The sequence below is a fragment of the Humibacter albus DSM 18994 genome, assembly GCF_000421825.1.
Lineage (GTDB): Bacteria > Actinomycetota > Actinomycetes > Actinomycetales > Microbacteriaceae > Humibacter > Humibacter albus.
Map to the genome: position 1 here is coordinate 59,085 of NZ_ATXT01000019.1, position 26,881 is coordinate 85,965.

Below are 26,881 nucleotides of genomic sequence, written 5' to 3' on the forward strand. Positions count from 1 at the left end.
GTCACGCGGCGGTGCGTCAGCCGAACTTCTTCGCCACCTCGAGGCGCGTCTTGTTCTGCTCCTTGGCGTGCTCCATGTCGACCTTGAGCACCTTCGCGTAGCCGAGGCCCTTCACGGTGTCCTGCATGTCCTTCAGCAGCGAATCGAACTGCTTCGTGCTGGTGGCCATCGCCATCTTCCAGGAGTCGGCGACGATGACGGCCTTGATCTGGTTGCGCAGGGTCTGGATCTCGGAGCTGTCGGCCGGCGCGACGTAGCCGGAGCCGGGGGCGACGATGATCTTCTTGTTGTCGCGCAGGTACTCCATCGTCGTCGACGCGCCGTCCATGTGCTTCGACCAGTCCTTGGTCAGGGGGTTGATGATCAGCTTCTGATAGCTCGGCCACATCTGGTACGCGAACGAGTACCCGGTCGAGGGGTCCTTGTCCACGGCCGTGACCGTCGTGACGTTGAGCGCCGAAACGCCATCGGCGTACTTGCCCGAGCCCCACTTCGCGGGCACCTGCTTCGTGCCACCGCCCAGGAAGGCGTTCTGGCCGAACGCATTCAGCGCCGGCTTCTTCGCGGAATTGAGGTCCCAGGTGAGCCCCTTCGGGCCGGCGGCGGATCCCGTCTGGCTGCCGTTCGCGTAGACCCCGTCGGTCGAATACAGCCAGTCGATGAAGGCGGCGACGCGCTCCGGATCGCTCGCCTTGACACCGATGCCGATGGCGTAGTTCGAGTTGCCGTAGACCTCCGCGCCGTACGAGAAGATCTTCATGTCCTTCAGCGGCGCGATCTCGAAGCCCTTGCCTGCGCTCATGTTCTCGGTCGTGTTGTAGGCCGGCTGCGCGAGCCACGGCCAGAAGGCGAACAGGACCTCGCCCGCCTGGTACTTCGCGTACATGGTCGAGTAGTTCTGCGTGGGCGAGTCGGGGTCGACGAGCCCCTTCTTGCTGGCCGCGCTGAAGAACTTCAGCGAGCGCACGTAGTGCGAGTCCGAGTCGATGATGCTCTCATAGGCCGACCCGTCGGCGGCGGCGAGGACGAATCCCATCTCGTCGTAGCCGTAGTAGCACGCGGGCTGCTTGGCGTTGTTCATCATGTTGCCGTCCCAGTCCTTGAACAGGGACAGTGCATAGACGGGCTTGCCGTTCGGCGCCTTGGGGTTCGACTTCTGCATGTCTTCGAGCACCGGGACGAGGTCTTCGAGCGTACCGATCTTGGGGTAGCCGGCGTCGGCGTAGAGGTCCCAGCGCAGGTAGGGGCCGAACGTGGGCTCCGTGCTCTCGGAGGACTGGGTCGGCTTGAGCTTCGACACCGACGTCGGGAACGCGAACGTCCCCTTGTCTCCCGGGTTGGTCTTCGTGACCGCTTGCTTGTACCCGGCCACGCTCGTCATGTTCTTGTAGTACGTGGATGCATCGAGCAGCAGGCCGCCCTTGAGCGCCTCATCGAGATGCTGCGATGATCCCAGGACGACCAGGTCGCCGAGATCACCGGCGGCCGATCGGGTGTTGAACAGGGTCTCGCCGCCGCCCGCCACGTTCGGTGCGATCATGTTCAGCTTCATGTTGAACTTGTCTTTGACGATCTTCGCGAACCAGCCGCTCTGAATGCCCTGGTAGTTGGCCAGGTCGTCGAAGACGTCGACCGTGATCTCCTTCTTCCAGGTCGTCGGGAACGCGCCCGACGTGCTCGCCGCCTTCGGGGAATCCCCGGAGATCAGGGAGCACGACGACAGGGTGACCGAGGCGAGCGTGCCGATGCCCGCCATGGCCAGGAACTCTCTACGCTTCATTGCTGTATTCCTTTCTTGGTGCGCTCGAGCGGCCCGTCAGCCCTTGACGGAGCCGAGCATGATGCCCTTCACGAAGAAGCGCTGGAACAGGGGATAGATGAAGATGATGGGCAGCACGACGACCACGGCGACCGTCATCTGAATGGATGTCGCGGTCTGCGATGTGGCCGCATTGGCGATGGCGCTGAGGTTTCCGCCCGCTGCGTTCTGGGCCGCTTGAGCCAGGCTGTTCGCCTGATTGATGAACATGTAGAGCAGGTACTGCAGCGTGTACAGGCTCTGATCGGTGATGTAGATCAGCGTGTCCTGGAACATGTTCCACTGCGCCACCGCGGAGAAGATCGCGACGGTGGCGAGGATGGGCGTCATGTTGGGCAGGTAGACGCGGAAGAAGACCTGGATGATGTTGGCGCCGTCCATCTCGGCGGCTTCCTGCATCGAGCGCGGCATCGACTCCACGAACGTCTTCACGAGGATGACGTTGAACGGCTGAACGAGATAGGGGATGACGTAGACCCAGAAGTTGTTCGTCAGCCCGAGGCCCTTGATGATGAGGAACACGGGGATGAGGCCTGCGCTGAAGTACATCGTGATGACGGTGAACCGGTACCAGAACGCCCGGCCCCACATGCGTTCCTGCGTGAACATGAAACCGAGGAACGCCGACACCAGCACCGTGCCCGCCGTGCCCAGCACGGTGCGCGCAACGCTCACGGCGGTGGCCAGAGTGAGGCCCTGCAGCTGGAAGACCTGCGCGTAGTTCGAGAGGTGGAATCCGACCGGGAAGAACCGTACGTCGCCCAGCGCGGAGAGATCGTTGGCGCTGACCGAGTTGATGATCAGGTAATAGAACGGGTAGGCGCAGATCAGCGCGAAGAGCGCGAACACCGCGTAGTTCAGAATGCTGAAGACCCAGCTGCCCTTCGTGCGCGGGGCGCGGCCACGACGAGGTGCGCGTTTCGTGCGGGAGAGGGCATCCGCTGCGATAGCCATGTTCGTGAAGGCTCCTAGATGATCGAGGTGCCGCGGGCACGCTTGGCGATGAGGTTGACGACGACGAGCAGGATGACCGAGATGAGGCTCTTGAGCATGCCGATCGCGGTGGCCAGCGAGAGGTTGTTGCCCGTCATGCCGACGTTGTAGACGTAGAGGTCGAGCACCTGGATGTGCTTCATGTTGAAGGCGTTCTGGAACACGTAGTACTGGTCCATGCCGTTGTTGAGCAGGTTCGCGACCGACAGCATGAGGAGCACGACGTAGGTCGGCATGAGCTGCGGGATGGTGATGTGCCGCATGAGCTGGAACCGGCCCGCCCCGTCGATCTTCGCCGACTCGTACAGTGCCGGGTCGATGCCCGTGATGGCGGCGAGGTAGATGATCGCGCCCCAGCCGACGCCCTTCCAGAGGCTCCAGAGAAGCATGGTGAGCCAGACGTGGTCGCCCGAGTCGAGGAACTTGATCGGCGTCGTGATGATGCCGGAATCCGTCAGCACGCTGTTCACCAGCCCCGAACTGGAGAACAGCGAGAAGGCGATCATGTAGACGAGCACCCAAGAGATGAAGTTCGGCAGTGTCGTCAGGGTCTGCACGACGTTGCGGAACCAGGGCGCCTTGACCTCGTTCAGGAACACCGCGAACACGATCGGCAGGAACGACGTGAGGATGCCGAGGAAGCTCATCGCCAGTGTGTTGACCAGCACCTGGGTGATCTGAGCGAGCTGAGTCGGCGAGCGCACCAGCATCTCGAACCACTGGAAGCCCACGAAGTCGCTGCCGCTCAGGCCGAGCGCCGGCTGGTAGTCGTACAGCGAGAAGATCCAGCCGTACAGCGGCAGGTACGAGAAGACGAACACGAGCGCGAGGAAGGGGAGGATGCACAGGAACATCCCGACGGACTTCTTGCCCGCGCGAGGACGCTTCGCGCGCCGGTGGCTCTTGCTCTCGACGACCTCGTCGGTCACCGCTTCTTGGAGAACCGCTTGCGTGGTCATCGCGAGATGACCTTCGCTGACGCGGTGACCGCGCTCTGGCCCGTGATTTGCTGGCCTCGCTTCATGTCACTCCCTTGTGTGAGGTCCGACGTGCCCGGTTCAAGACATCCCTCGGTCAGGCAAGTGAGCCGAGCCTCAAGCGAAATATGTCGAACCGCTTCGATGACCATAGCCAGTGAGTGGCGGATCCGTCAAGAAGACGAGGGGGTCCGGTTCGGTCAGTTCGGCGGCTTCATGCGCGCTGCAAGCTCGCGGCGCTCACTAATCAGCACATTCGAAGCGCTCCCGGAGCGACGCGACGCGCGACGAAGATCTGCGCGGGCCGTGTCGTCAGCCTTCGCGGTCGAACTCCAGGGATGACGTCGCGCCGGTCGGCACGGGCCACGACCATCGCGTCCGACCCTCGCGGGCGACGTGCACCGGCAGGACAGGGAGGTTCCGCCCCGCACCGTCCGTCACCCGCGGCCGCACCCCGCGAGGGACCTCGATCGTGACGATGGCTCCGGTTCCCGTCTCCGCGCCCGACGACGACGCCGAGCCCGACAAGGCCGCCGCTCCCGACAAGGCCGCCGCTCCCGCCGCCGGGGCTGCCTCGCGGCAGCCCGACGCTGCTGCACCGGTCGCGGGACCAGCCGGGTGGCGGAGCGTGGCGGCCACGGGCATCCCGTCGCTCCACTCCAGATCGATGACGTGGCCGCCGCGGGCACGCAGGCCGCGCACGGATCCGCCGCCCCACGTCGCGGGGAGCGCCGGCAGCAGCGAGATCGCGCCGTCGTGGCTCTGCATCACCAGCTCGGCGACGCCGGCGATCGCACCGAGGTTGCCGTCGATCTGGAACAGGGCGCCGCCCGGCCGCTCTCCGTGCGGGTGCAGGTCGAGGAGCGACGGCGAGCTGAGGTCGTGCACCAGCACATCGAGCGAGTGCTCGGCCAGTTCCGTCTCGCCCAGCCGCGCTGCCAGGCACAGCACCCAGGCCTGGCTCCATCCGGTGTATCCGCTGCCGTGGGAGAGCCGGTGTGCGAGCGATCGCCGCACTGCTTCGAACTCCACCGGTGTCGACGTCGGCGTGATGCGGGTACCGGGGAACGCGCCGTAGAGGTGTGAGAGGTGCCGGTGGCCCTCCTCCGTCGCTGCGAGACCGGGGAGCCACTCGCGCAGGCGGCCCCGCTCGTCGAGCGACGGCATCCGAATCCTGTCTCGAGCGGATGCTGCCTCCTCGACGAGCGCGTCCCGCTCGCCGACGCGGTCCGCCACGCGCACGAGAAGGCTCAGCGCCTCGTGCGCGAGCTCCTGGTCGATCGTCGACCCCGCCGTCACCGCGCCGACCACGCCCTGCGGGTCGCGGAACGAGTGCTCCGGTGAGCTCGACGGGCTCACGACGAGCCCGCCCTCATGTTCCACCAGCTGATCGAGCACGAACGCACCGACCGCACGCAACACGGGCAGCGCGCGCTCCCTCGCGAAGCCATCCGACCACGCGGTGTCGAGCCGCAGACCGAGCTGCGCGCTCATCCAGGCCAGCCCCAACTGCCAGTTCGCCCACTGCGGGTTGCCGCTCACCGCGTCGGTGAACCGCCAGAGGCCGGTGTTGTGATGCGTCGTCGCGCCGCGCGCGCCGTACGTCTCGATCGCCGTCGAACGTCCGGCCTCGGCGAGCTCGGCGAGCAGGTCGAAGTAGGGCTCGTGCAGTTCACCGAGGTCGACGGCCCCCGCTCCCCAGTAGTTCATCTCGACGTTGATGTTCGTGGTGTAATCGCTGCACCAGCCGGGCCGTACGTCGTCGTTCCAGATGCCCTGCAGGTTCGCCGCCTGCGTTCCCGGTCGCGAACTGGAGATGAGCAGGTACCGGCCGAAGTCGAAGTAGCGCTGTGCGTCGAGAGCGCCGCGATCGCCGCTGGCCGTGAGGTCGAGCCGCACCCGATCGAAGAACTCGCGGTAGTCGCGCTCGTGGCGGTCGGCGAGCTCGGCTGTGCTTGCGGTGAGAGCACGCGCCACGTGCGAACGTGCCTGTTGGATGAGCGCAGTCAGGTCGGCGGAAGGCCGTCGGTCCCAGCCTGCGAACCCGGTCTCCACCGTGAGGACCAGCCGGGATCCCGCGCTCGTGCGGGTGAGCGCCGCTGCGAGCGCCCATCCCATCCCGGCCGCAACGGTACCGTCGACGGCGGGCGGGGCGGCGTCATATCGCACCGGCTCGGCATGTCGCTCGTACTCGGGAACCACGTGCGACGGCGCGCGGCCGGCGGCCAGGAGCCAAGTCACCCCGTCGACGTGCTCGGTACGCGAGACGAGCAGCGGGTGCGGTGACTCGAAGTCGGGCGGCGGGGCATCCGGATGCGTGGTCTCGAGCACGAGCACATCGTCGGGATGCGACGCGAAAGCGTGCAGGCGATCGCCGCCGACACGGAGCTCCGCCCGGGCCCGCCGTAGATCGAGCGACCGTCGGTAGCCCTCGCCGGATGCCGCGTGCTTCCCTGGGCCCTGTTCCTGTCCCTGTCCCGGGCGCTGGCCCTGCCAATGCCAGCGGAGCCGACCGACGGGCTGATACGACTGCGTCCAGCCCGGAGATTGCAGCCGACGCGCCAACGTGTCTGCCGCCGCGTGATCGCCGCGCGCGATCGCGGCACGGAGGTCGTGCAGTGCCGCTGCGGCGCGCGGATCGACGACGGGATCGACCCCGCGCGCGATCGGACCGCCCGACCACAGCGTGTCGCGGTTCAGATCGACCCATTCCTCGCCGGGCCGGCCCCAGAGGGCGCCGCCGAGGGAGCCGTTGCCGAGCAGGAACGCCTCATGGAAGTAGCGGGCGGGCTCCTCCAACTCGAGGCATGAGGGGTCGAGGTTCACGTCGGTCACGGCCGACCTCCCATTCGATGACGTGGCCGAAGGATGCCTGAACGACACTAGGCGGTCTCGCCGCCCTCGTGCTCGGCCGCGATGCACGCGGTGGAGTGATGGGCTGCAGCGCGCCGAGCCGGCGCCGAGTGCGGGGTGGGGTTCGTCAGGCGAGGCCCGCACCGGATGCGGAACCCCACGATCGCAGCCTCTCGCGCACGTCGTCGCGAAGCTCGTTCTGCAGTGCCGCGGCGTAGGCCTCGTCGAGCACATCTGCCAGGCGCACGGTGCCGCCCGAGGATGCCGACAGCACGGCGGCCTCGACCATCGCCAGGCTGTGCACGTTGGAGTGCACGTCGCCGGACGGCGTGGTTCCCGTGCGTAGTGCGTCGACGAACTCGTCGAGGGCGCCGGCGATCTCGGGGCGTACGGGCACGGCCGGCCCGTCGGGATGCGTTGTGGCGCCGACGGCGCCTGTCTGCTCGGCGAGTTCCACTTCCGGTTCGCCTTCGCCGTCCCAGATGGCGGTCCCCCGTGCACCACTGATGCGCCAGCTTCCGTTCCAGGAGGTCTCCAGCCCGGGACTGCACCAGCTGCCGGAGTACCCGAATCGGGTGCCGCCGGCGAACTCGAACACTGCCGTCGCGGCGGCGTCTCCGCGGTACCAGCTCCACGCCGGGTTGAAGGTGCGGCAGTCCACGCTGACGGGGTCGTCGTCCAGGAGGTATCGGGCGACATCGAAGCCGTGGATGGCCATGTCGACCAGCAGGGGGTGCTCCATCTCGTCCCGGAACCCGCCGAAGTGCGGTGCCTTGAAGAACTCCGTGGTGACGAAACCGATCTGCCCGAGGGATGCCACGGCATGCTTCAACCGCGCCAGCTGCGGGTAGTAGCGCCGCGACTGTGAGGTCATCAGGAGCTGCCCGGTGACTTCCTGGGCGGCGATGAGCGAGAGCGTCTGCGCCACGGTGGGCGCGATCGGTTTCTCGCAGAGCACGGGCAGCCCGAGGTACAACGCCTGCGTGTTGACCGCGTGATGCGCCGGTGGAACCGTCACGTCGATCACGGCCTGCGCCTGCGATTCGGCGACCACCGCCGCCAGCGAGTCACCCGCCAGCGGGGCCACACCGCTTCCCCGCGCCTGCCCATCACCCTGCTCGGCGCCGTACTCCTCGACCGCCCGCCGCGCGAGCGGGAGGTCGAGGTCGACCACGCCGACGAGCCGCACGGCCGGCGTCGAGGCGATGACACGCATCCAGTTGCGTCCCATCGCTCCGGCGCCGACCAGCACGACCCGCACCGGCTCATTCCCGGGCACGAGGGCGAACGTGCTCATTCGTCCTCGTCCTGGTTGCGCATGGCGCCCTCGTAGCCGTGGCCGTGGAAGAAGTCGCCCGACTCGTACCGCAGCAGGGTCGGCACGGCTCGTTCCCGCGCCGGAGCCACCCAGTCGACGCCGTTCGCGATCACGCGGCGAACATCCTTGTGGTGATACACCGGAAAGTCCTGATCGCCCGGGCTGAAGTAGAAGATCTTGCCGTTGCCGCGCCGGTACGTGATGCCGCTGCGGAAGACCTCACCACCGGAGAACGAGCTGATGAACACGATCTCGTCCGGCCGCGGAACATCGAACTGCTCCCCGTACATCTCCTGCTGCGGAATCTCGATCGGATGCGGAACACCCTGAGCGATCGGATGCGTCGGGTCGACGGTCCAAACGAGCTCGCGATCGTGCTCGCTGCGCCACCGCAGCGTGCACGTGGTTCCCATCAGCTTCTGGAAGATCTTCGACCAATGCCCGGAATGCAGGACCACCAGGCCCATGCCCGACAGCACGTGTCGATGCACCCGCTCCACGACCTCGTCGGACACCTCACCATGCGCCGCGTGCCCCCACCAGGTCAGCACATCGGTTTGCGCCAGCCGCTCCTCGGTGAGGCCGTGCTCCGGCTCATCCAGCAGCGCCGTGCTCACGACCACCCGGTCGCCGAGGTTCTCCTCGATACCCGACTTGATCGCGTTATGCATGCCCTCCGGGTAGATCTCGGCCACGTGCGGTTCCACCTGCTCGTGCCGGTTCTCCCCCCAGACGACGACCCGCAATGGGCGGTCAGTAGTGGCTGTCATGTGTTTCTCCTTCGTGTTTCTTCGTTACTTGATGGCGCCGCCGAGGGCACCGGCTGCGATGTACTTCTGCGCGAGTATCAGCAGCAACCCTGCAGGAATGGATGCGATGACGGCCGTGGCCATCACCGGCCCCCACTGCGAGACGTTGGCGCCGAGGTAGTTGTAGATGCCGAGCGTGATCGGGCGCACCTGCGGCGTGCTGGTCAGCGTCAGGGCGAACAGGAAGTCTCCCCACGCGCCGAGGAACGTGAACAAGGCTGCGGTGATGATCGCGTTCTTGCTGATCGGCACCACGATCGAGAGGAACGCGCGGAAGTTGTTCGCGCCGTCCACCAGCGCGGCCTCCACGAGCGTCTGCGGCAGGGATGCCATGAACGCGCGCATCAGGATGATCGCGAACGGGATCTGCGCCGCACTATCGGCCAGAATCAGCCCGAGGTACGAGTTCAACAGGCCCCAATCGTTGAACAACGCGTACAACGCGTTCGCGATCACGATCGTGGGGATCATCTGCGTGATCAGCAGAACGAAGACGAACGCCGTCATCCCCTTCATCTTGAACCGCGCAAGACCATAAGCCGCCGGCGTCGCGATCACGAGCGTGAGCACCACAGTGCTCAGCGCCACGATCAGGCTCGTCACCAGGTTGGGCAGTTGCTGGTTGATTGCGGCTTCGTAGCCGGCGAACGTCGGGTGAAACGGGAACCAGTCGGTCGTGGCCGCACCCGAGTTCCCCTGCAGGCTGCTATTGATCATCCAATAGACGGGGAAGACCATGATCGCCAAAAAGATGATGCCGAGCACCGTCATCGGCCATGTGCGGGTGTACCTGCGCCGGTTGGCCGGAGCACCGGTAGGCAGCACCATCGTCTGAGTCGCGGTCATTCGTCCGCCCCCTTGCGGTTGATGTAGAGATAGACGACGGCGAAAAGCAGCGAGATCACGATGAGCACGTTGCTGATCGCCGCGCCCTGCCCGAACAAGAACTGCACGAACGAGTTCTGGTACGCCCAGGTGGCGAGCGTCTGGGTCGAGTTCGCCGGTCCGCCGCCGGTCAGGCCGAGGATGATGTCGACCACCTTGAGCGTCAACACCACGCCGAGCACGATCACCACGCTGACCACCGATCGGATGCTCGGCCACGTGATGTGCCAGAACGCCTTCCACCCGACAGCACCGTCCAGCGCCGCCGCCTCATACAGTTCCTCCGGCACGGCCTGCAGGCCGCTGTAGAGGATGGTCGTGTTGAACGGGATGCCCAACCAGATGTTCACCCCGATCACGGCGATCAACGCCAGACTCGGGCTGACCAGCCACGGCACCGGCTGCACCCCGAACAGTCCAAGGAACTGGTTCAACGCCCCGCTGCCCTGATCCAGGATCCACTTCCACACCGCCGCCGACGCGATCAACGGCAGCAGCCACGGCAGCAGCAGCAGCGAGCGCAAGAACCCGCTCAGCGGGAAGTGCCGCTTGAAGAACAGCGCCAGCCCCATGCCGATGCCGAACTGGAACACGATCGAACCCACCGTGAACAACAACGTATTCACCAACGTGGTGACGAACAATGGGTTGCCGAACACCTTGGCGTAGTTCTCGAACCCGACCCACGGCGCGATGCCCGTGTAGAACGTGGCCGTCGTGTAGTCCTGCAGCGACATCACCACGTTCTGCACGATCGGGTAGCCGAAGAACACCAGCACGAACACGATCGCCGGCGCCACGAACAACCATCTCGTGAGATAGTCGCCGAGTCGTCTCCTTCGTCGCCGGCCGCCTCCGCGACTCGTGTGTGCGACCTCTTTCTCGAGGCCGACGTCCACTGAGGTCATGTCACGCTCCTTCGCGCGTCGAGGACCGCGGACGGGCGAGGATGCCTTCCCCGCCCGTCCGTGTCAGGCCTACTTGTTCTGCGTCTGCGCCTGCTTCAGCGCATCAGCCGGCGATGCCTTGCCGGTGAGCGCGTTCTGCACGGCCGTGTAGATCGCCGTCGCGGCGGTCGGCCACTTCGGCCCGAGCTCCGCAGTGCGCGCGCGAGCGGTCTTCACCGTCTCGACGAACGACTTCACCTGCGGGTGCGACTTCGCCCAGGTGGCGGCTGCGGCCTCCTGCGACGGCACGTTGCCGGAGACCTTCGCGATCTTCAGCTGTGTCGCCGGCTTGTTCAAGCACTGCACGAACTTGCCCGCCAGCGCCATCTTCGTCTTGTCACCGGTGCGCGGCACGTTGAACGTCTCGCCGCCCAACGGTGAGACAACCTTCTGGCTGCTCGTGCGGGTCGGGATCGGCACGCTGTCGAAGTTCAGACCCTTCTTGGCGTTCAGCACCGGCAGCTGCCACGGGCCGTTGATCATCATGGCCGCCTTGCCCGCGACGAACTGGTTGTTGACGTCCTGCTGGCTCCACGACACCGAGCTCTTCGACATCGAGCCGTCGTTCTGCAGATCGACGTCGAATTGCAGCGCCTGCTCCGTCGCCGTCGTGTCGATGTTCTTCTCGTCACCGCCGTTGCTCCACATGAACGGAAGGAACTGCCACGTGCCCTCGTAGGTGTTGATGTTGCTCATCGCGAAGCCGTAAACACCCTTGCTCTTGTCGGTGAGCTTGAGCGCGGCGGCCTTGAGCTCGGCCCAGGTCGTCGGCGGAGTCACGCCGGCGGCCTTCAGCATGTCGGCGTTGTAGTACAAGGCGATCGAGTTGATCACAGGCGCCAGGCCGTACAGCTCGCCTTTGTACGTGCCGGCCTTGATCACGGCGGGCACATCGCCCTTCGGTGCGGTGACGCCGAAGTCTTTCAGCGGTGACAGAGCCCCGGTGGCGGCGATCTGCTGCACGTCCGGGTTATCGAGCATGAGTACGTCGGGCAGTGTCTTCGAGGATGCCTGCTGCAGCACCTTCGAGATCAGCGATGCGCCGGCGATGTGCACCGTCTTCACGTTCGCGCCGATCTGCTTGCCGCACTGCTTGTAGATGTTGTTGTACCCGCTCATGCTCGGGTTCGCGGTGTAGTAGTCCTCGACCGTCAGCGTCTGCTTCGAGCCGGAACTGCTGCCGGATCCCGAGCACGCCGCCAGTGACAGCGAGACCATCATCGCCCCGGCCACCGCCGCGAGGATGCGTGATTTCTTCACGGAAAGCTCCTTTGCTTCGTTCTTCGAATGGTTCTCGATCAGGGTGCGCACCGGCCGGACAGCACGGTGCGGTCAAGCGCTTTACCGAATCCTCGAAAGACGACTCTGCTTGATGTGGGGTGAGGATACGAGCGAGTGCCTGTTGGCATTGTGAGCACGCTCGACACCGATAGTCAAGCGCTTTACCGAAACTGATGCGATACTGGCCCCGTGGTCACGATGCAGCAGGTCGCCGATCGGGCTCGGGTTTCGATCGCTACGGTCTCGTTCGTGGTCAACGGCACCAAGCCCGTCTCTGACGAGACGCGCGATCGCATCCTGGCGGCCATCGACGAGCTGGGCTACCGACGCAATTCTGCGGCGAGGGCGCTCGCCAGCCGCAAGTCGCGGGTGATCGCCCTGATCTACCCGCTGCTCGACCATCGCCACCATCACTCCTTCGTGGATGCCGCCGCCACCGCCGCAGAGGAACGCGGATACAACCTCGTGCTCTGGCCCTTGCATTCCGACAACGTGAGCCGTGAGATCACCTCGCTCATCCAGTCCGGCTCGGCCGATGGCGTGATCCTCATGGAGGTGCAGCTCGATGACGAGCGGGTCGATCATCTGCGGCGAGCGGAGGCGCCGTTCGCCCTGATCGGCCGCACGCGGGAGACCGACGGGATCGACTGCGTCGACATCGACTTCGAGCGCTCCGTCGAGATGGCGATCGACGACCTCGCCGCGGTCGGCCATCGTGACTTCGCCTTGATCGTCGAAGACCTCTCCGGCACACCGTTGGCCGGATACGCACCACCGATCCGCAGCGAGCAGGCGTTCACCGAGGTGATCGCATCCCGGGGCTTGAACGGCACGGTTTTCCGCGTGACGCACGATTCCGAGGCGGTACTGGCGCTCGCCGACGACCTGGCACGCCGTGCTCCGCAGACGACGGCGATCATCTCCGTGCACGACGAAGCCGCGTTCTCGCTCGTCATGAGCCTTCCGCGGCGTGGCGTGCGCATTCCGGAGGACCTCTCGATCACGGGAGTGGCGACATCCACTGCGATGGGCGACCTGCTCGAGCCGCCGCTGACGGTTTACGACGCTCCGGGCAGTCCCCTCGGGCGCCTGGCGACCGAGGCGCTCATCGCGCGGCTCGAGGGCAGCTCCGCGCCGCCGATGCTGCAGCGCCTCGCCTGCACGTTGCGGCCGGGCGAGTCGACGGGACCGGCGCCCGCCGACCGCGCGCCGCTGGATCGACTCCTCGAACAGGGGTGAAAACGGCTCGCTCTCGAGCGAGGCGGCGCGCAGCAAGGCGCTCTGCGCGCTTCGATGCTGCTGAGGCCTGTACGCGCTCTCTCTCGTCTGATATGTTTGGCGGCGCAACAAATACTCTTCTTTCGATGCTGAAGGACTCTCCCATGGCACCCACGCCCACACGCGACGACAAGTTCTCATTCGGTCTCTGGACCATCGGCTACAACGGCACCGACCCGTTCGGCGGCCCGACGCGCCCCCCGCTCGACGTCGTGCACGCCGTCGAGAAGCTGGCCGAGCTCGGTGCTTACGGCCTCACGTTCCACGACGACGACCTGTTCCCGTTCGGATCCACCGATGCCGAACGCCAGAAGCAGATCGACCGCCTGAAGAAGGCGCTCGACGACACGGGCCTCATCGTGCCGATGGTCACCACGAACACGTTCTCGGCGCCGGTGTTCAAGGACGGCGGAGTCACGTCGAACGACCGCGACGTGCGCCGGTACACGATCCGCAAGATCCTGCGCCAGCTGGAGCTCGGCGTCGAGCTCGGTGCGAAGACGTTCGTGATGTGGGGCGGCCGGGAGGGCGCGGAGTACGACTCGGCCAAGAACATCCAGGCCGCGCTCGCGCGCTACAAGGAGGCCGTGGACTTCCTGGGCGACTATGTGCTGTCGCAGGGCTGGGACATCCGCTTCGCGATCGAGCCGAAGCCGAACGAGCCGCGCGGTGACATCCTGCTGCCGACGCTCGGTCACGCGATCGCGTTCATCGACTCCCTGGAGCACCCCGAACTCGTCGGTCTCAACCCCGAGGTCGGCCACGAGACGATGGCGGGCCTCAACTTCACCTCCGGCGTAGCCCAGGCGCTGTACCACGGCAAGCTCTTCCACATCGACTTGAACGGGCAGCGCTCAATCAAGTACGACCAGGACCTGGCGTTCGGTCACGGCGACCTGCACAATGCGTTCGCGCTCGTCGACCTGCTGGAGCACGGCGGGGCGAACGGCGGTCCGGCGTATGACGGTCCCCGCCACTTCGACTTCAAGCCGAGTCGCACCGAGGACGAGAACGGCGTGTGGGAGTCGGCCAAGGCGAACATGGAGACCTACCTGCTGCTCAAGGAGCGGGCCGACGCGTTCCGCGCCGACCCCGAGGTGCAGGAAGCTCTGGAGGCCGCCCGGGTGTTCGAACTCGAGCAGCCGACGCTGAACGAGGGCGAGACCATCGAGTCGATCAAGGCCGACCGCAGCGCGTGGGAGGACTTCAACACCGACGCGTACTTCGGCGGCAAGGGCTTCGGCTTCGTGCGGCTGCAGCAGCTCGCCACCGAGCACCTACTCGGCGCGCGCTGATTCGATTCGCATCCCGCTTCACGCGTCATCCACCATTGCTTCCTGAGCGAGCGCCAGCGAGTCGAAGGGCAACCCACACGGGCCCTTCGACTCGCTTTGCTCGCTCAGGGCGCTGAGCGCAAGGAACCTCCCATGACACTGGTCGCAGGCGTCGACTCCTCGACGCAGAGCTGCAAGGTCGTCATCCGCGACCTCGAGACAGGCGCGCTGGTGCGCTCGGGCCGGGCGTCGCATCCCGACGGCACCGAGGTCGATCCGGCGGCTTGGTGGAGTGCACTCGGCACCGCGATCGGCGAAGCCGGCGGGCTCGACGACGTCGCGGCGATCGCGGTCGGCGGCCAGCAGCACGGCATGGTGGTGCTGGATGCCGATGGCCGCGTCATCCGCCCGGCCCTGCTCTGGAACGACACACGCAGCGCCGCCGCAGCCGCCGAGTTGGCCGCCGAGGTGGGGGCCGCGGAGTATGCGAGGCGCGCGGGGTCTGTGCCGGTGGCATCCTTCACCGCCACGAAGGTTCGCTGGCTGCGGGATGCCGAGCCGGAGAACGCGTCGCGCGTCGCCGCCGTCGCGCTCCCGCACGACTGGCTCACCTGGCGCCTGCTCGGCTACGGCCCCGCGGACGAGGCGCCGCTGGGCCCGCAGCTCGACGCCCTCGTCACCGACCGCTCTGATGCATCGGGCACGGCATACTGGTCGCCGGCTGCCGACTCCTACGACCTCGGACTGTTCGAGCTCGCTCTCGGCCGTCCCGCGCGGGAGGCCGCCGGCGCTGACGCGAGCGCTGCCGCCTCGGAAGCGACGAGGCCCGGCACCGAGAACGACGGCGCGCCGCGTACCGGCGACGCCGATACCGATGTCTTCGATTCCGACGTCTCCGCGCCGGTCGTGCTGCCTCGCGTGCTCGGCCCCGCAGACTCGGCCGGCACGGCCGCCGAGCAGAACGGCGAGGTCGCCGTGAAGGCGGGCATCATCGTGGGCCCCGGCGCCGGAGACAACGCGGGGGCCGCACTCGGCCTGGGCGCGGCATCCGGCGACGTCGTCGTCTCACTCGGCACGAGCGGCACGGTGTTCGCCGTCGTCGACGAGTCGGTTCCGGACGCGACGGGCGCTGCGGCGGGCTTCGCGGATGCCTCCGGCCGCTTCCTCCCGCTCGTCGCCACCCTGAATGCCGCGCGCGTGCTCGGCACCGTGGCGGACCTGCTCGACGTGGACTTCGACGAGCTCGCCGAGCTCGCCCTGCGCGCGCCCGCCGGTTCTGAGGGCGTGGTGCTGGTTCCGTACTTCGAGGGTGAGCGCACGCCGAACCTGCCGACGGCGAAGGCCAGCCTGCACGGCCTCTCGATCGCGTCGACGCGACGGGAGAACATCGCGCGTGCGGCCGTCGAGGGCATGCTCAGCGGGCTCGCCGCCGGACTCGACGCCGTGCGTGCGGTCGGGGTGCGCGAGCAGCGGCTGCTGCTCGTCGGCGGCGCCGCGCTGAACCCGGCCGTGCAGGCGGTGGCGGCGCAGGTCTTCGATGCTCCGGTCGTCGTCCCGGCGCCGGGTGAGTACGTGGCGAACGGAGCGGCGGCGCAGGCCGCGTGGGTGCTAAGCGGATCGCGGCCGGAGTGGCTGCTGGAGGTGGTCGCAGAGCCGGCGCCGGACTTCCGTCCGGTGATCCGAGAGCAGTACGAGCGCTACGCGAGGCTTGCGGCGCTGTAACCGGCTCGCCGCAGTGCGAACGCTCGTCGAGCATCTACGCGCTTCAGGCGAGCACGTCTCGTCGCATGGGGCCGCCTTCGCGGCCTCCGTCAGCGAGACGCGACCTCAACCGCGATACGACGTCCGGCCTCACGAAGCCAGGTGAGCGGCTCGGCGACCGCCGACTCCGTGCCACCCGCGAGTTCCGTCAGCGACTGCCACGCGGCGAAGCCTTCGGTGGATGCCGCGATCGCGCCGGCCACCAGCGCCACCGGGACTCCCGCGGCTGCCGCTCGCGCGGCCACGACCGCGGGCGCCTTGCCGGACTCCGTCTGGGCGTCGAATCGTCCCTCCCCCACGATCACCAGATCGGCGGAGGCGAGCGCGGCGTCGAGGCCGACGGCATCCGCGATGGTGGTCGCTCCGGAAGCCAGTTCGGCGCCCCAGGCGAGAAGACCGAAACCGGTTCCCCCGGCGGCCCCGGCACCCGGGGTGGCCGGATCGATCGTGAGCCCGGCACCGTGGAGCACGGCCGACCAGTGCGCGAGCGCGGCGTCGAGGACGGCGCGCTGGGAGGCATCCGCTCCCTTCTGCTCGCCGAAGACGGCGGCCGCACCGCTCGGCCCGACGAGCGGGTTCGTGACGTCGCTGAGCACGAGCCCGCCGCCCTCCGGGAGCGCGCGCAGCCTGCCGCGTTCGACCGACACGATCTCCGGCAAGGAACCGCCGCCCAGCAGCACCGACATGCCCTGCCCGTCGAGCAGCCGGGCGCCGAGGGCGACGAGCACGCCGCATCCGCCGTCCGTGGAGGCGCTGCCGCCGATGCCGAGCAGCAGCCGCGAGACACCTCGATCGAGGGCTGCTGCGATCGCTTGTCCGAAGCCCAGCGTGTGCGCGTTCATCGGGTCGAGCCGGTGCATCAGGGGCAGGCCACTCGTGTCAGCGAGCTCGACGACGCCGGTCCCGCCGGGCAATCCGTCGGACGGAGGCAACAGCATCCAGGATGCCTGCACCGCCCGCCCATCCGGACCTGTCACCCGAATCGGCACTCGCGTCGCGCCCGGGACGGCGGTCTCGAAGGCGTCGAGGGTGCCTTCGCCGCCGTCAGCCATGGGAAGCTCGACGAGGTCGTCGTTCGGTCGCGCCTCGCGCCATCCGGACGCGATCGCTTCGGCGACCTGAACGGCGGAGGCGGAACCCTTGAACGAGTCGGGGGCGATGACGATGCGCATGGCACTACTCTCCTGCATTCGACTGCTTTCGCTTGCGGCGGCCGGGTCCTGGCCGTCGGTTGCTGACCGTCTCCTCAACGCCGGTTGACTTGCACGGAGCCGGTTGGCGTGGGCGGCGCCGGTTGGCGTGGGCGGCGCCCGGTTCACAATTCAGGCTGCGCCGACCTGCTCGCGACCCGAACCCCGGATCACCGGCGATCCGCGAAGGCGCGTCCGCCGGCTGCGGGTTCCCAGCCTGAGTTATGAACTGGCGAAGCGGAGAACCCGAAGAGCTACCACCCGGCGAACGGCCCCTCAGAGGTGAGGGGCAACCACACGGGTGAACGCGTCGGAGACCTGGCGGGCGACGTCGTCGTAGGGGCGGGCCCAGACATCCGCGTGGAAGATCTCGCACTCGACATCGCCGGTATAGCCGGCGGCCGCGACAGCCGCCGTTATCGGCGCGAAGTCGATGTGACCCTCACCCGGAACGCTCCGACCGAGCAGCGAATCCGCCGGGATCGGCGTGATCCAGTCGCAGACCTGGTACGACGCAATGCGCCCGAGTTCACCCGCCCGCGCGATCTGCGTCAGCACCTCCGGGTCCCACCAGAGGTGGTACGTGTCGACGACGACGCCGACGGAGGGGCCGGCATCCGCGGCCAGATCGATCGCCTGGCCCAGTGTCGAGACGACCGCGCGGTCGGCGGCGAACATCGGATGCAACGCTTCGACCGCCAGCGTCACGCCGGCCTGCGCGGCGAACGGCTCGAGCGTGCCCAGCGCGTCGCGCACCCGTTCGCGGGCGCCGATCAGGTCGCGTGATCCTGCGGGCAGACCGCCCGCCACCAGCACCAACACGGCGGCGGATCCATCGGCACCGGCCGCCGCCAGTGCCGCCGTCTCCTCGATGGCCCGGCGGTTGTCATCGAGCGCGGCGACCCGTTCCGGGCCGTCCTGCAGTGTGAAGAACCCGCCGCGGCACAGGCTGGAGACGCGCAGGCCGGAGTCCGCGATGAGGCGGGTGGCGGCATCCAGTCCGATGTCCGCCACGGGCTCGCGCCAGACGCCGATGCTCTGGATGTCCGCGCCCCTCGTCGCCGCGATGGCCTCGGCCAGCGACGCGTGTTTGATCGTCGCCTGATTGAGCGAGAACCTCGGATGCGCGCTCATGCCCGCTCCTCCTTAGTCGCGTCGGTCTGGGGTGCATTGGCCACCGGCGCGCCTGACGTCGCGGCGGCCTGAGTCGCGACGGCCTGAGTCGCGGCGGCCCGTCTCGCGTCCGCCTGCGCTTCCGGCGGTTCGCCCGAGGCCGAGACGGTCGGCTCGACGACGCCGTTCAGGGCGAGCATTCCGTGCCACCGGGCCGCGGCGAGTTCTGGCCGTTCGAGTGCGCCCGACGCGTTCGCCAGCCGAACGATCTCGGCCAGATGCGGGAGACTCCGCGCGGAGTGCAACCCGCCGACCATCGTGAACGACTCCTGGTGTCCGTTCAGCCAGCTGAGGAACGCGACGCCTGTTTTGTAGTAGAAGGTCGGCGCGGCGAACACCTGGCGGCTCAGCGCCTCGGTCGGGCGCAGGATGCGCTCGTAGCCCTCTCGGTCGCCGGCGTCGAGGGCCCGGATCGCCCGGGAGGCCACGGGCGTGATCGCCGCAAAGGCTCCGAGCAGCGCGTTCGAATAGTGGCCGGACTGCTCGACGCGCTCCCCATCCGCCCCGTCGACGAGCACGCCGTCGCCGGCGATCAGGTCGACGTAGTTGAAGTCGTCGCCGGTGAACATCGCCGCGGTCTCGGGAAGGCGAGCGCGCACGGCGATTTCGGCGTCGGCATCCAGAAGGCTCATCTTGACGCCGGAGACGCGCCCGTCGCTGGCCTCGATGATGCGCAGCAGCGTGTCGGTCGCCGCAGTCAGGTCGCCGCCGACGCCGCCGAAGTATCCGGCGAGCTCGGGATCGAACGCCTCGCCGAGCCAGTGCAGGATGACCGGGGTCGTCGCCCTGCTCAGCACTGCACCGTAGACCCGCTCGTAGTCCGCCGGCGTCTGCGCGACGCGGGCGAGGTGGCGGGAGGCCATCAGGACGACGCCGGCACCGGCATCCTCGGTGAACTCCAGCTGCTCGAGGTACGCGTCGATCACGGCGTCGATCGAGATGGTCGCCTCGTCGACGTGGTCGGTGTTCACGCCCACCACCAGCGCACCGTCGACGGAGGACGCCTCCTTCGCGCTGCGGGAGATGAGCTCGCGGGTGGCCGCGGCGTCCAGCCCCATGTTGCGCTGGGCGGTGTCCATGGCGTCGGCCACGCCGAGGCCCTGGGACCAGACGTGGTGGCGGAACGCGAGCGTGGCATCCCAGTCGAGGTCGGCGGGAGCGCCGGGCACGTTCTCGGCGAACGGCTTCGGAATCACGTGGGCCGCGGCGTACGCGACCCGCGAACGCAGCGGACCAGACGGCGCGAGCGTCGGCTCATGCTCGATCAGCGTCTCGGTGCGCACGGCCCCGTCGGGCGTGATCAGCAGCAAGTCGGTCATCGCACGACACCGCTCAGCTCGCGAAGGTTCTCCGCAGTGACCTCCGGGATGTCCACACGCGCGCCGGTCTTCGAGCTCTCGAGGCCCTTCTGAGCCATCAGCACGCCGCGGGCGCCGGAGAGCAGGTCGTACGGGAACGGGGCGTCCTCGAGCACGTGGCGGAGGAACTCCTCCCACTGCACCTTGAAGCCGTTCTCGAACGCTTCCGTGCCCGACAGGTCGAGGCTGGGCACCTCGTGCCAGTCGGCCGCGTAGTCGTGCGCGTCGGGGACATCCGGGTTCCACGTGGGGCGCGGCGTGGCGTTGCGCGGCTGGATCTTGCAGCCGAACAAACCGACCACGGCGCTGCCGTGCGTGCCGTCCACCTGGAATTCGACCAGCTCGTCGCGGTTCACGCGGGTCGTCCAGCTCGAGTTGAGCTGTGCCGTGATGCCGCCGGCCAGGTCGAACACGGCATAGGCGGCGTCGTCGGCGGTGGCCTTGTAACGCTTGCCCTGCTCGTCGACTCGTTCCGGAATCTCGGTGACCGCCCTGGCGTACACCGACTCCACGCGACCGAACAGATACTCCAGCACGTAGTTCCAGTGCGGGAACATGTCGACGATGATGCCGCCGCCGTCTTCGGTGCGGTAGTTCCAGCTCGGGCGCTGGGCGGGCATCCAGTCGCCTTCGAACACCCAATAGCCGAACTCGCCGCGCACCGAGAGGATGCGGCCGAAGAAGCCGGAGTCGATGAGGCGGCGCAGCTTGCGCAGGCCGGGCAGGTAGAGCTTGTCGTGCACAACGCCGTTCTTGATGCCCGCTTCATCGGCGAGCAGCGCGAGTTCGAGAGCCTCCTCGAACGTCTCGGCGGTGGGCTTCTCGGTGTAGATCGCCTTGCCCGCGGCGATCGCCTTGCGCAGCGCGGATGCCCGTGCTTTCGTCACGAGGAAGTCCGAGTAGATCTGCCACCGGTCGTCGGCCAGTGCCGCATCGAGATCCGTGGTGTAGTGATCGAGCCCGTGGCGCGCGGCGATCTCGGCGAGCTTCGCCTCGTTGCGGCCGACGAGCAGCGGCTCGACCTGCACGCGCCGCCCGTCGGAGAGCTCGATGCCACCCTGCTCGCGGATCGCGAGGATGGAGCGCACCAGGTGCTGCCGGTAGCCCATGCGTCCGGAGACGCCGTTCATGATGATGCCGATGGTCGACTCTGACACGGGTTTCTCTTTCGTTAGTGCGTTGACTTCGTCTGTGGTGAAGTGCGAGCGCGCCGGTGATGCGGCGCGATATCGCGCCGCCCTGATTGCGGGAAAGCGCTTACCAGCACGATAACAGCAACGTCGCCGCACGGCAATGGCCCCGGGGCCGCCGCCCGCGCGTCAGCGCGTGACGTACTCCGCCAGGTGCTCCCCCGTCAGCGTCGATCGGGCCGCGACCAGCTCGGCGGGAGTGCCCTCGAACACCACGCGTCCGCCGTCGTGTCCGGCACCGGGTCCGAGGTCGATGATCCAGTCGGCGTGCGCCATCACCGCCTGGTGGTGCTCGACAACGATCACGGACTTGCCGTCGTCCACGATGCGGTCGAGCAGAGCCAGCAGGTGTTCGACATCCGCCAGGTGAAGCCCGACCGTCGGCTCGTCGAGCACCAGGATGTCGCCCGCCCCGCCCAACTGCGCCGCCAGCTTGAGGCGTTGCCGCTCACCGCCGGACAGGGTCGTGAGCGGCTGGCCGATCGTGAGGTAGCCGAGGCCGACATCCACGAGGCGATCCAGGATGCCCACCGCGGCCGGCGTGCGCGCCTCACCCTCCGAGAAGAAGGCATGCGCATCGCGTACCGACAGCTCCAGCACTTCGCTGATGTTCTTGCCGCCCAGCCGGTACTCCAGCACCGATGCGTCGAACCGCTTGCCGCCGCACTCGTCGCAGACCGTGGCGACGGTCGCCATCATCCCGAGGTCCGTGTAGATGACGCCGGCGCCGTTGCAGGCGGGGCAGGCGCCGGCCGAGTTCGAGCTGAACAGTGCCGGTTTGACGCCGTTCGCCTTCGCGAACGCCTTGCGGATCGGCTCGAGCAGCCCCGTGTACGTGGCCGGGTTGCTACGACGCGACCCGCGAATCGGCGTCTGATCCACGACGATCACGCCATCGCGCCCCGCCACCGAGTCGTCGATCAGCGAGCTCTTGCCGGAACCGGCGACGCCGGTGACCACGACGAACGCACCGAGCGGGATGTCGACATCCACGTCCTGCAGATTGTGCGCGCTCGCGCCGCGCACCTCGAGCACGCCGGATGCCTCACGCACCTCGTCCTTCAGCGCCGCCCGGTCCCCGAGATGGCGACCGGTGACCGTGTCACTGGCGCGCAGGTCGTCGACCGTGCCCTCGAAGCACACGGTGCCGCCGTCCGCGCCGGCCCCGGGCCCGAGATCGACCACGTGGTCGGCGATGCGGATGACCTCGGGCTTGTGCTCGACGACGAGCACGGTGTTGCCCTTGTCGCGCAGCCGGGTGAGCAGTCCGTTCATGCGCTCGATGTCATGAGGATGCAGGCCGACGCTCGGCTCGTCGAACACGTAGGTCACATCGGTCAGCGCTGAGCCGAGGTGCCGGATCATCTTGACTCGCTGCGCCTCGCCGCCGGAGAGCGTGCCCGCCTGCCGGTCGAGAGAGAGGTAGCCGAGCCCGATCTCGACGAACGAGTCGAGGAGGTCGCGCAGGGAGCCCAGAAGGGGCTTCAGCCGTGGTTCGTCGATGCCGCGCACCCACTGCGCGAGGTCCGTGAGCTGCATGGCACAGGCATCCGCGATGCTCACGCCGCCGATCGTCGAGCCTCTGGCGGCCTCGTTCAAGCGCGTGCCGCCGCACTCGGGACACGTCTGGAAAGTGATCGCCCGATCGACGAACGCGCGGATGTGCGGCTGCATCGCCTCGCGATCCTTGCTCAGGAACGACTGGTGGATGCGCGGCACGAGCCCCATGTACCAGACGTTGACGCCGTCGACCTTGATGCGCGTGGGTTCACGGTAGAGCAGGTCGTTCAGTTCGCGCTTCGTGTAGTCGCGGATGCGCTTGTCGGGGTCGAGGAACCCGGATCCGCGGTAGATGCGGCCGTACCAGCTGTCGCCGACGTGGTTCGGCACGAGCAGAGCACCGTCGGCGAGCGATTTCGAATCGTCGAAGAGCTGCGTCAGGTCGAAGTCCTGCACGGTGCCGCGCCCTTCGCACCGCGGACACTGACCGCCGACGATGCTGAACTCGCGCCGCTCCTTCACCTCACGGCCGGCCTTCTCGATCTTGACCGCGCCGGCCCCGCTGATCGAGGCCACGTTGAACGAGTAGGCCTTCGGCGAGCCGATGTGCGGTCGCGCGAGCCGGCTGAACAGGATGCGCAGCATCGCGTTCGCGTCCGTCGCCGTTCCGACCGTGGAGCGCGGGTCGGAGCCGATGCGCTCCTGGTCGACCGTGATGGCCGTGGTCAGCCCCTCGAGCAGGTCCACGTCGGGCCTCGCCATGCTCGGCATGAACCCTTGCACGAACGCGCTGTACGTCTCGTTGATCAGCCGCTGAGACTCGGCGGCGATCGTGCCGAACACGAGCGAGCTCTTGCCGGAGCCGGAGACGCCGGTGAACGCCGTGAGCCGCCGCTTGGGGATGACGACGTCGACGTCCTTCAGGTTGTTCTCCCGGGCGCCGTGCACCCGGATCACATCGTTCTCGCGCGCCGTCACGTCGCTCGCGCTCTCCCGCCGTTCCGTCATGGATGCCGCCACCTCAGCGCCCGAGCCCCTCGCGTTCATGATGACCAGGCTATGCGTCCTGGACTCGCGGCGCTCCTCCCCGTGACACGCGATGCTCGTGCCACAAGGGCCAAGGGGCCAGCGACCAACGCCCAGCGATCAGCGGCAGGAGAGCGACTGCACGAAGAACGTAGGCTGGCGGGTGACGCGCGCAGGGCGTCGTCCACGCGGCTCATCCTGAGACCGTGGTCCGAGGAACTCGCGGGTGGTTCGACGCGCGACGCCGACCCGGCCGACGCGCCGAACCGGCGCGCTGAGTCGAACCGGCGCACTGAGTCGAACCAGCGGACCACAAGGAGCAGCATGAGCGCGAACATCCTCGTCGTGTCGGGCAGCGGCCGATATGCCGACCCGTGGCATCCGCTCGCCGAGACCTCAGCGCGCACGGCCTCGCTACTGCGCGATGCCGGGCATAGCGTGACCGTGGACGACGACGTGGATGCCCGCCTCGCCTCCCTCGCGTATGCCGACGACGTCGACCTGCTCGTGCTCAACGTCGGCGCGGGCCGCACGCCCGAGGAGCGTTCGGTGGTGCAGAGTTCGGACGACCGTGAGACCCTGCCCCTTTCTGAGGCGGATGCGGCGACGCGCGCCGGTCTGCTCGCCCACGTCGAGCGCGGACGCCCCGTGCTCGCGTTGCACGTCTCGTCGACGAGCTTCGGCTTCCTGCCCGAATGGGAGTCGGTGCTGGGCGGCATCTGGGTGCGCGGTACGTCGATGCATCCGCCGTACTCGCGCGCGCACATCTCGGTGGCGACCGATGCGCACCCGGTTGTCGCGGCCATCCGGGATTTCGACACCGACGACGAGCGCTACTCGCTGTTACGCGTCTCGCCGCGTGCCCGGCAGCTGGCGTGGCACGACCTCGACGGCGAGCGCCAGCCTGTGCTCTGGACGCACGAGTACGGCGCTGCGCGGATCGTCTACGACGCGCTCGGCCACGACGAGGCGTCGTACGACGCGTCCGAGGCGCGCGCGATCATCGCCCAGGCGGCCGGTTGGCTGCTCCGCGAGCGGTAGTCCCACCGGGTCGCACCCGCCCCGGGGCGGCCCGTCCCATGGGCCGCCCGCGCCACGGCCCCGCGCGACCGCCCGCTCCCGCGGCCGCGCCGACGTCGAGCCCGCACATCGTCGCCGAGCCACCCGTCTCTTTGCGCGAATAGAGGGGTGGTTCGACAACAAGCGGGTGGTTCGACAACACGCGGGTGGCGCGACAACAAGCGGGTGGCGCGACAACAAGCGGGTCGCTCGACAACAAGCGGATGACTCGACAGCCGCAGGGCCCGGCGTCTGTGCGGCAGGACGTCCCTACTTGCCTGGCGCGCCGGAACTGAGCGACCGCAGGTACGGTTCCAGGTGCCGCTCGCCGAACTGCTCCCCGACCGCATCGACCTGCAGTGACTCGATGAAGAAGCGGGTCAGGTTGCCCAGCCGCGGCGATCCGCGTTCGGCAACCCATTCCAGCGAGCGCCCGACCCGTTCGTTGACCCTGAGGATGCGTGGCGTGCGGCCCGCGATGCGGAACGCGAGCTCTTCGATCTCGCGGTAGGTGAAGACATCCGGCCCGCCCACGTTCCAGCTGCCGGCCGGTCCCGTGAGGTGGTCGACGATGAACGTGGCGAGGTCGGCCCCGTGGATCGGGTTGAGCCTCGTTGCACCGTCGCCCATCGTGAACCCCATGCCGCGCTGCGCCATGCGAAGAAAATCGGACATGTCGGAGAAGTACCCCGACGGGTTGATGATCTGCGGTGCAACCCGACTGCGAGCCAGTGCTTGTGAGAACGCGAACTTCGACCGCATCGTCAGTGACGTTCCGGTCTCCGAGTGCAGCACGTTGACGTAGACGAAGGATGCCAGCTCGTGCTTCTCCGCATCCGCCAGCACGGCGAGATTGCCCAGGAAGTCGATGTTCCAGGGGCTCGCCTTCTGACGGGTGACGCCCAACGCAGAGACCACGCGATCGGCACCCTCGCAGATGTCCGTCAGCGTCTCCGGTTCGGCGTAGTCGACGGTGCGCCACTCCGCGACGTGTCCGCGCAACGCCGGAGCACCGAACGCGCCAGGCTGCTCCGCGCGCTCGCGTGACCTCACCAGCGCTCGCACCCTGAACCCCCGGGCGTCGAGGGACTCGACCACGTGACGGCCGACGTACCCCGTTGCTCCGGCGACCACGACCAACTCGCCCATACCGACCTCCACCTCTGTACGGAAAGCGTTCTTGTACCGCGCGGTACAGGAATAGCCTAGAGTGGATGCCGTGCCTCGTCCACCCCGTCCCCTCGCTCCGGTTGCCGCGAAGAAGCTCCGGCTCGTTGCGGCGGCCGCCTTCGGCGCGGATGGCCTGGACGGGGCGTCACTGAACGACATCCTGAAGCGGTGCGGCATGGGGAAAGGCTCGTTCTATCACCGCTTCGCCGATAAAGCGGCACTGCACGATTGGGTGGTGCGCACCCTCGCCGACGACATGGTCGACTCGCTTCAGCCGCCGGATCTTCGGATGCTGACCGCGGCATCCTTCCGCCCCGCGCTGACGGCGATGCTCGGTCGCGCCACCGCGCTTGCAGCGGAGCGCCCCGAGCTGATGAACCTCGGACTCATGTTCCACAACTCGGCGACCGCCCCGGCCGATCGCGCGATCTCCGGGGTGCGCGCTGCTGTGCTGAACTGGATCGGCGAAGCGCTGATGAGAGGCCGCGCGCTCGGCGTCATACGGTCCGACCTGCCCGCCGACCTCCTGTCGGCCTGGGCGATCGCGTCGCTGACGACGATCGACGAATGGGTGCTCAACGCGCCCACCGCGTCGGGCCACGACGAAACCGGGTCGAAGGCCGCGTCGGCCCACGACGAAGCCGGGCCGAAGGTCCGGCCGGCGGGTGCCGAACCGACCGGCGCAAAACCGAGCGGTGCCGAGCCCCAGGCTGCGGGGGCGCCACCGACCAATGGCGACTCGAAGGCGCTGGCGGCGGCCCCAGCCAGCGGCGACTCGCGGGCGGTGGCGGCGACTCTTGCGCTCGACGCGCTCTGGACCCTGCTCGCACCCACCTCTTCCGCTTCCGCCTCCTCGCGGCCCTCGGCGGCTTCTTAGTGGTCCCCGGCGCGCCGCGCCGCCGCGCGCGTCGAACTGCCGAGCCCGCACATTGTTGCCGAGCCACCCGCCTCTTTGCGCAAATAAAGGGGTGGCCCGACAACATCCGGGTGGCCCGATAACGTGCAGGTGGCCCGGCGGCA

20 protein-coding genes are annotated in these 26,881 nt (G+C 67.9%); 5 read left to right on the forward strand and 15 right to left on the reverse strand.

The features are described 5' to 3' along the window. Positions 1–16: 16 nt before the first annotated feature. From H623_RS0115845 to H623_RS0115885, 9 genes are all read right to left on the reverse strand, one after another. Entirely contained in the window at positions 17–1,780 is a 1,764-nt protein-coding gene (locus tag H623_RS0115845; RefSeq protein WP_026940445.1) for a type 2 periplasmic-binding domain-containing protein, read from the reverse strand. Between the two features lie 36 nt (positions 1,781–1,816). Next, positions 1,817–2,773, reverse strand: coding sequence for a carbohydrate ABC transporter permease (locus H623_RS0115850; protein ID WP_022901908.1), 957 nt, complete (start codon positions 2,771–2,773; stop codon positions 1,817–1,819). A gap of 14 nt (positions 2,774–2,787) precedes the next feature. Further along, positions 2,788–3,771 carry an ABC transporter permease gene (locus H623_RS0115855; protein WP_022901909.1) on the reverse strand — a complete coding sequence of 328 codons (984 nt, stop codon included), beginning with the start codon at positions 3,769–3,771 and terminating at the stop codon, positions 2,788–2,790. A 330-nt stretch (positions 3,772–4,101) separates the two neighbouring features. Beyond that, the gene (locus H623_RS20510) at positions 4,102–6,624 is read right to left on the reverse strand and encodes a glycosyl hydrolase family 95 catalytic domain-containing protein (RefSeq protein WP_022901910.1); all 2,523 of its coding nucleotides are present in this window, start codon (positions 6,622–6,624) and stop codon (positions 4,102–4,104) included. Positions 6,625–6,769: 145 nt separating this feature from the next. Further along, positions 6,770–7,939, reverse strand: coding sequence for a Gfo/Idh/MocA family protein (locus tag H623_RS0115865; RefSeq protein WP_022901911.1), 1,170 nt, complete (start codon positions 7,937–7,939; stop codon positions 6,770–6,772). After that, positions 7,936–8,730: a ThuA domain-containing protein gene (locus H623_RS0115870; RefSeq protein ID WP_026940448.1), complete on the reverse strand. Its 795-nt coding sequence runs from the start codon at positions 8,728–8,730 to the stop codon at positions 7,936–7,938. The genes H623_RS0115865 and H623_RS0115870 overlap by 4 nt, the downstream gene beginning before the upstream one ends. 24 nt (positions 8,731–8,754) lie before the next feature. Further along, complete coding sequence (locus H623_RS0115875; protein WP_026940449.1) at positions 8,755–9,615, reverse strand: carbohydrate ABC transporter permease; 861 nt, start codon at positions 9,613–9,615, stop codon at positions 8,755–8,757. Continuing rightward, positions 9,612–10,562 carry a carbohydrate ABC transporter permease gene (locus tag H623_RS20515; protein ID WP_022901914.1) on the reverse strand — a complete coding sequence of 317 codons (951 nt, stop codon included), beginning with the start codon at positions 10,560–10,562 and terminating at the stop codon, positions 9,612–9,614. The genes H623_RS0115875 and H623_RS20515 overlap by 4 nt, the downstream gene beginning before the upstream one ends. 69 nt (positions 10,563–10,631) lie before the next feature. Further along, the gene (locus H623_RS0115885; RefSeq protein WP_026940450.1) at positions 10,632–11,861 is read right to left on the reverse strand and encodes a sugar ABC transporter substrate-binding protein; all 1,230 of its coding nucleotides are present in this window, start codon (positions 11,859–11,861) and stop codon (positions 10,632–10,634) included. A gap of 219 nt (positions 11,862–12,080) precedes the next feature. Between H623_RS0115885 and H623_RS0115890 the strand changes: the two genes are divergently transcribed. The 3 genes from H623_RS0115890 (at position 12,081) to H623_RS0115900 (ending at position 16,156) form a co-directional block, all read left to right on the forward strand. Further along, positions 12,081–13,121, forward strand: coding sequence for a LacI family DNA-binding transcriptional regulator (locus tag H623_RS0115890; RefSeq protein ID WP_033372146.1), 1,041 nt, complete (start codon positions 12,081–12,083; stop codon positions 13,119–13,121). Between the two features lie 143 nt (positions 13,122–13,264). After that, on the forward strand, positions 13,265–14,455 hold the full coding sequence (xylA, locus tag H623_RS0115895; RefSeq protein ID WP_022901917.1) for a xylose isomerase: 1,191 nt from the start codon (positions 13,265–13,267) through the stop codon (positions 14,453–14,455). Positions 14,456–14,587: 132 nt separating this feature from the next. Beyond that, positions 14,588–16,156 carry an FGGY family carbohydrate kinase gene (locus H623_RS0115900; protein ID WP_022901918.1) on the forward strand — a complete coding sequence of 523 codons (1,569 nt, stop codon included), beginning with the start codon at positions 14,588–14,590 and terminating at the stop codon, positions 16,154–16,156. An 89-nt stretch (positions 16,157–16,245) separates the two neighbouring features. Here H623_RS0115900 and H623_RS0115905 read toward each other — a convergent pair whose 3' ends face one another. The 5 genes from H623_RS0115905 to H623_RS0115925 all read right to left on the reverse strand — a co-directional run bounded on the left by H623_RS0115905 (position 16,246) and on the right by H623_RS0115925 (position 23,614). Continuing rightward, positions 16,246–17,367 carry a glycerate kinase gene (locus H623_RS0115905; RefSeq protein ID WP_022901919.1) on the reverse strand — a complete coding sequence of 374 codons (1,122 nt, stop codon included), beginning with the start codon at positions 17,365–17,367 and terminating at the stop codon, positions 16,246–16,248. A gap of 294 nt (positions 17,368–17,661) precedes the next feature. Further along, complete coding sequence (locus tag H623_RS0115910) at positions 17,662–18,519, reverse strand: sugar phosphate isomerase/epimerase family protein (protein WP_022901920.1); 858 nt, start codon at positions 18,517–18,519, stop codon at positions 17,662–17,664. Then, positions 18,516–19,877 carry a dihydrodipicolinate synthase family protein gene (locus H623_RS20520; protein ID WP_022901921.1) on the reverse strand — a complete coding sequence of 454 codons (1,362 nt, stop codon included), beginning with the start codon at positions 19,875–19,877 and terminating at the stop codon, positions 18,516–18,518. The genes H623_RS0115910 and H623_RS20520 overlap by 4 nt, the downstream gene beginning before the upstream one ends. Beyond that, entirely contained in the window at positions 19,874–21,046 is a 1,173-nt protein-coding gene (locus tag H623_RS0115920) for a Gfo/Idh/MocA family protein (RefSeq protein ID WP_033372148.1), read from the reverse strand. The genes H623_RS20520 and H623_RS0115920 overlap by 4 nt, the downstream gene beginning before the upstream one ends. A gap of 189 nt (positions 21,047–21,235) precedes the next feature. Beyond that, complete coding sequence (locus tag H623_RS0115925) at positions 21,236–23,614, reverse strand: ATP-binding cassette domain-containing protein (protein WP_033372133.1); 2,379 nt, start codon at positions 23,612–23,614, stop codon at positions 21,236–21,238. A 342-nt stretch (positions 23,615–23,956) separates the two neighbouring features. On the opposite strand from H623_RS0115925, the gene H623_RS0115930 reads away from it, so the two are divergent. Then, the gene (locus tag H623_RS0115930) at positions 23,957–24,673 is read left to right on the forward strand and encodes a ThuA domain-containing protein (protein ID WP_022901924.1); all 717 of its coding nucleotides are present in this window, start codon (positions 23,957–23,959) and stop codon (positions 24,671–24,673) included. 288 nt (positions 24,674–24,961) lie between these two features. On the opposite strand, the gene H623_RS0115935 is transcribed toward H623_RS0115930, so the two are convergent. Further along, positions 24,962–25,840: an SDR family oxidoreductase gene (locus H623_RS0115935; protein WP_022901925.1), complete on the reverse strand. Its 879-nt coding sequence runs from the start codon at positions 25,838–25,840 to the stop codon at positions 24,962–24,964. Between the two features lie 70 nt (positions 25,841–25,910). Between H623_RS0115935 and H623_RS21260 the strand changes: the two genes are divergently transcribed. Beyond that, entirely contained in the window at positions 25,911–26,738 is an 828-nt protein-coding gene (locus H623_RS21260; RefSeq protein ID WP_169514936.1) for a TetR/AcrR family transcriptional regulator, read from the forward strand. The last annotated feature ends 143 nt before the right edge of the window (positions 26,739–26,881 follow it).

Excerpts from the sequence above, each read along its gene's own strand:
- xylA (WP_022901917.1), top strand. The coding sequence starts at position 13,265 with ATGGCACCCACGCCCACACGCGACGACAAGTTCTCATTCGGTCTCTGG.
- H623_RS0115900 (WP_022901918.1), top strand. The coding sequence starts at position 14,588 with ATGACACTGGTCGCAGGCGTCGACTCCTCGACGCAGAGCTGCAAGGTC.
- H623_RS0115870 (WP_026940448.1), bottom strand. The coding sequence starts at position 8,730 with ATGACAGCCACTACTGACCGCCCATTGCGGGTCGTCGTCTGGGGGGAG.
- H623_RS0115875 (WP_026940449.1), bottom strand. The coding sequence starts at position 9,615 with ATGACCGCGACTCAGACGATGGTGCTGCCTACCGGTGCTCCGGCCAAC.
- H623_RS20520 (WP_022901921.1), bottom strand. The coding sequence starts at position 19,877 with ATGACCGACTTGCTGCTGATCACGCCCGACGGGGCCGTGCGCACCGAG.
- H623_RS0115925 (WP_033372133.1), bottom strand. The coding sequence starts at position 23,614 with ATGACGGAACGGCGGGAGAGCGCGAGCGACGTGACGGCGCGCGAGAAC.
- H623_RS0115930 (WP_022901924.1), top strand. The coding sequence starts at position 23,957 with ATGAGCGCGAACATCCTCGTCGTGTCGGGCAGCGGCCGATATGCCGAC.
- H623_RS0115910 (WP_022901920.1), bottom strand. The coding sequence starts at position 18,519 with ATGAGCGCGCATCCGAGGTTCTCGCTCAATCAGGCGACGATCAAACAC.
- H623_RS0115935 (WP_022901925.1), bottom strand. The coding sequence starts at position 25,840 with ATGGGCGAGTTGGTCGTGGTCGCCGGAGCAACGGGGTACGTCGGCCGT.
- H623_RS20515 (WP_022901914.1), bottom strand. The coding sequence starts at position 10,562 with ATGACCTCAGTGGACGTCGGCCTCGAGAAAGAGGTCGCACACACGAGT.
- H623_RS0115845 (WP_026940445.1), bottom strand. The coding sequence starts at position 1,780 with ATGAAGCGTAGAGAGTTCCTGGCCATGGCGGGCATCGGCACGCTCGCC.
- H623_RS0115850 (WP_022901908.1), bottom strand. The coding sequence starts at position 2,773 with ATGGCTATCGCAGCGGATGCCCTCTCCCGCACGAAACGCGCACCTCGT.
- H623_RS0115855 (WP_022901909.1), bottom strand. The coding sequence starts at position 3,771 with ATGACCACGCAAGCGGTTCTCCAAGAAGCGGTGACCGACGAGGTCGTC.
- H623_RS0115865 (WP_022901911.1), bottom strand. The coding sequence starts at position 7,939 with ATGAGCACGTTCGCCCTCGTGCCCGGGAATGAGCCGGTGCGGGTCGTG.
- H623_RS0115920 (WP_033372148.1), bottom strand. The coding sequence starts at position 21,046 with ATGAACGGCGTCTCCGGACGCATGGGCTACCGGCAGCACCTGGTGCGC.
- H623_RS0115905 (WP_022901919.1), bottom strand. The coding sequence starts at position 17,367 with ATGCGCATCGTCATCGCCCCCGACTCGTTCAAGGGTTCCGCCTCCGCC.
- H623_RS0115890 (WP_033372146.1), top strand. The coding sequence starts at position 12,081 with ATGCAGCAGGTCGCCGATCGGGCTCGGGTTTCGATCGCTACGGTCTCG.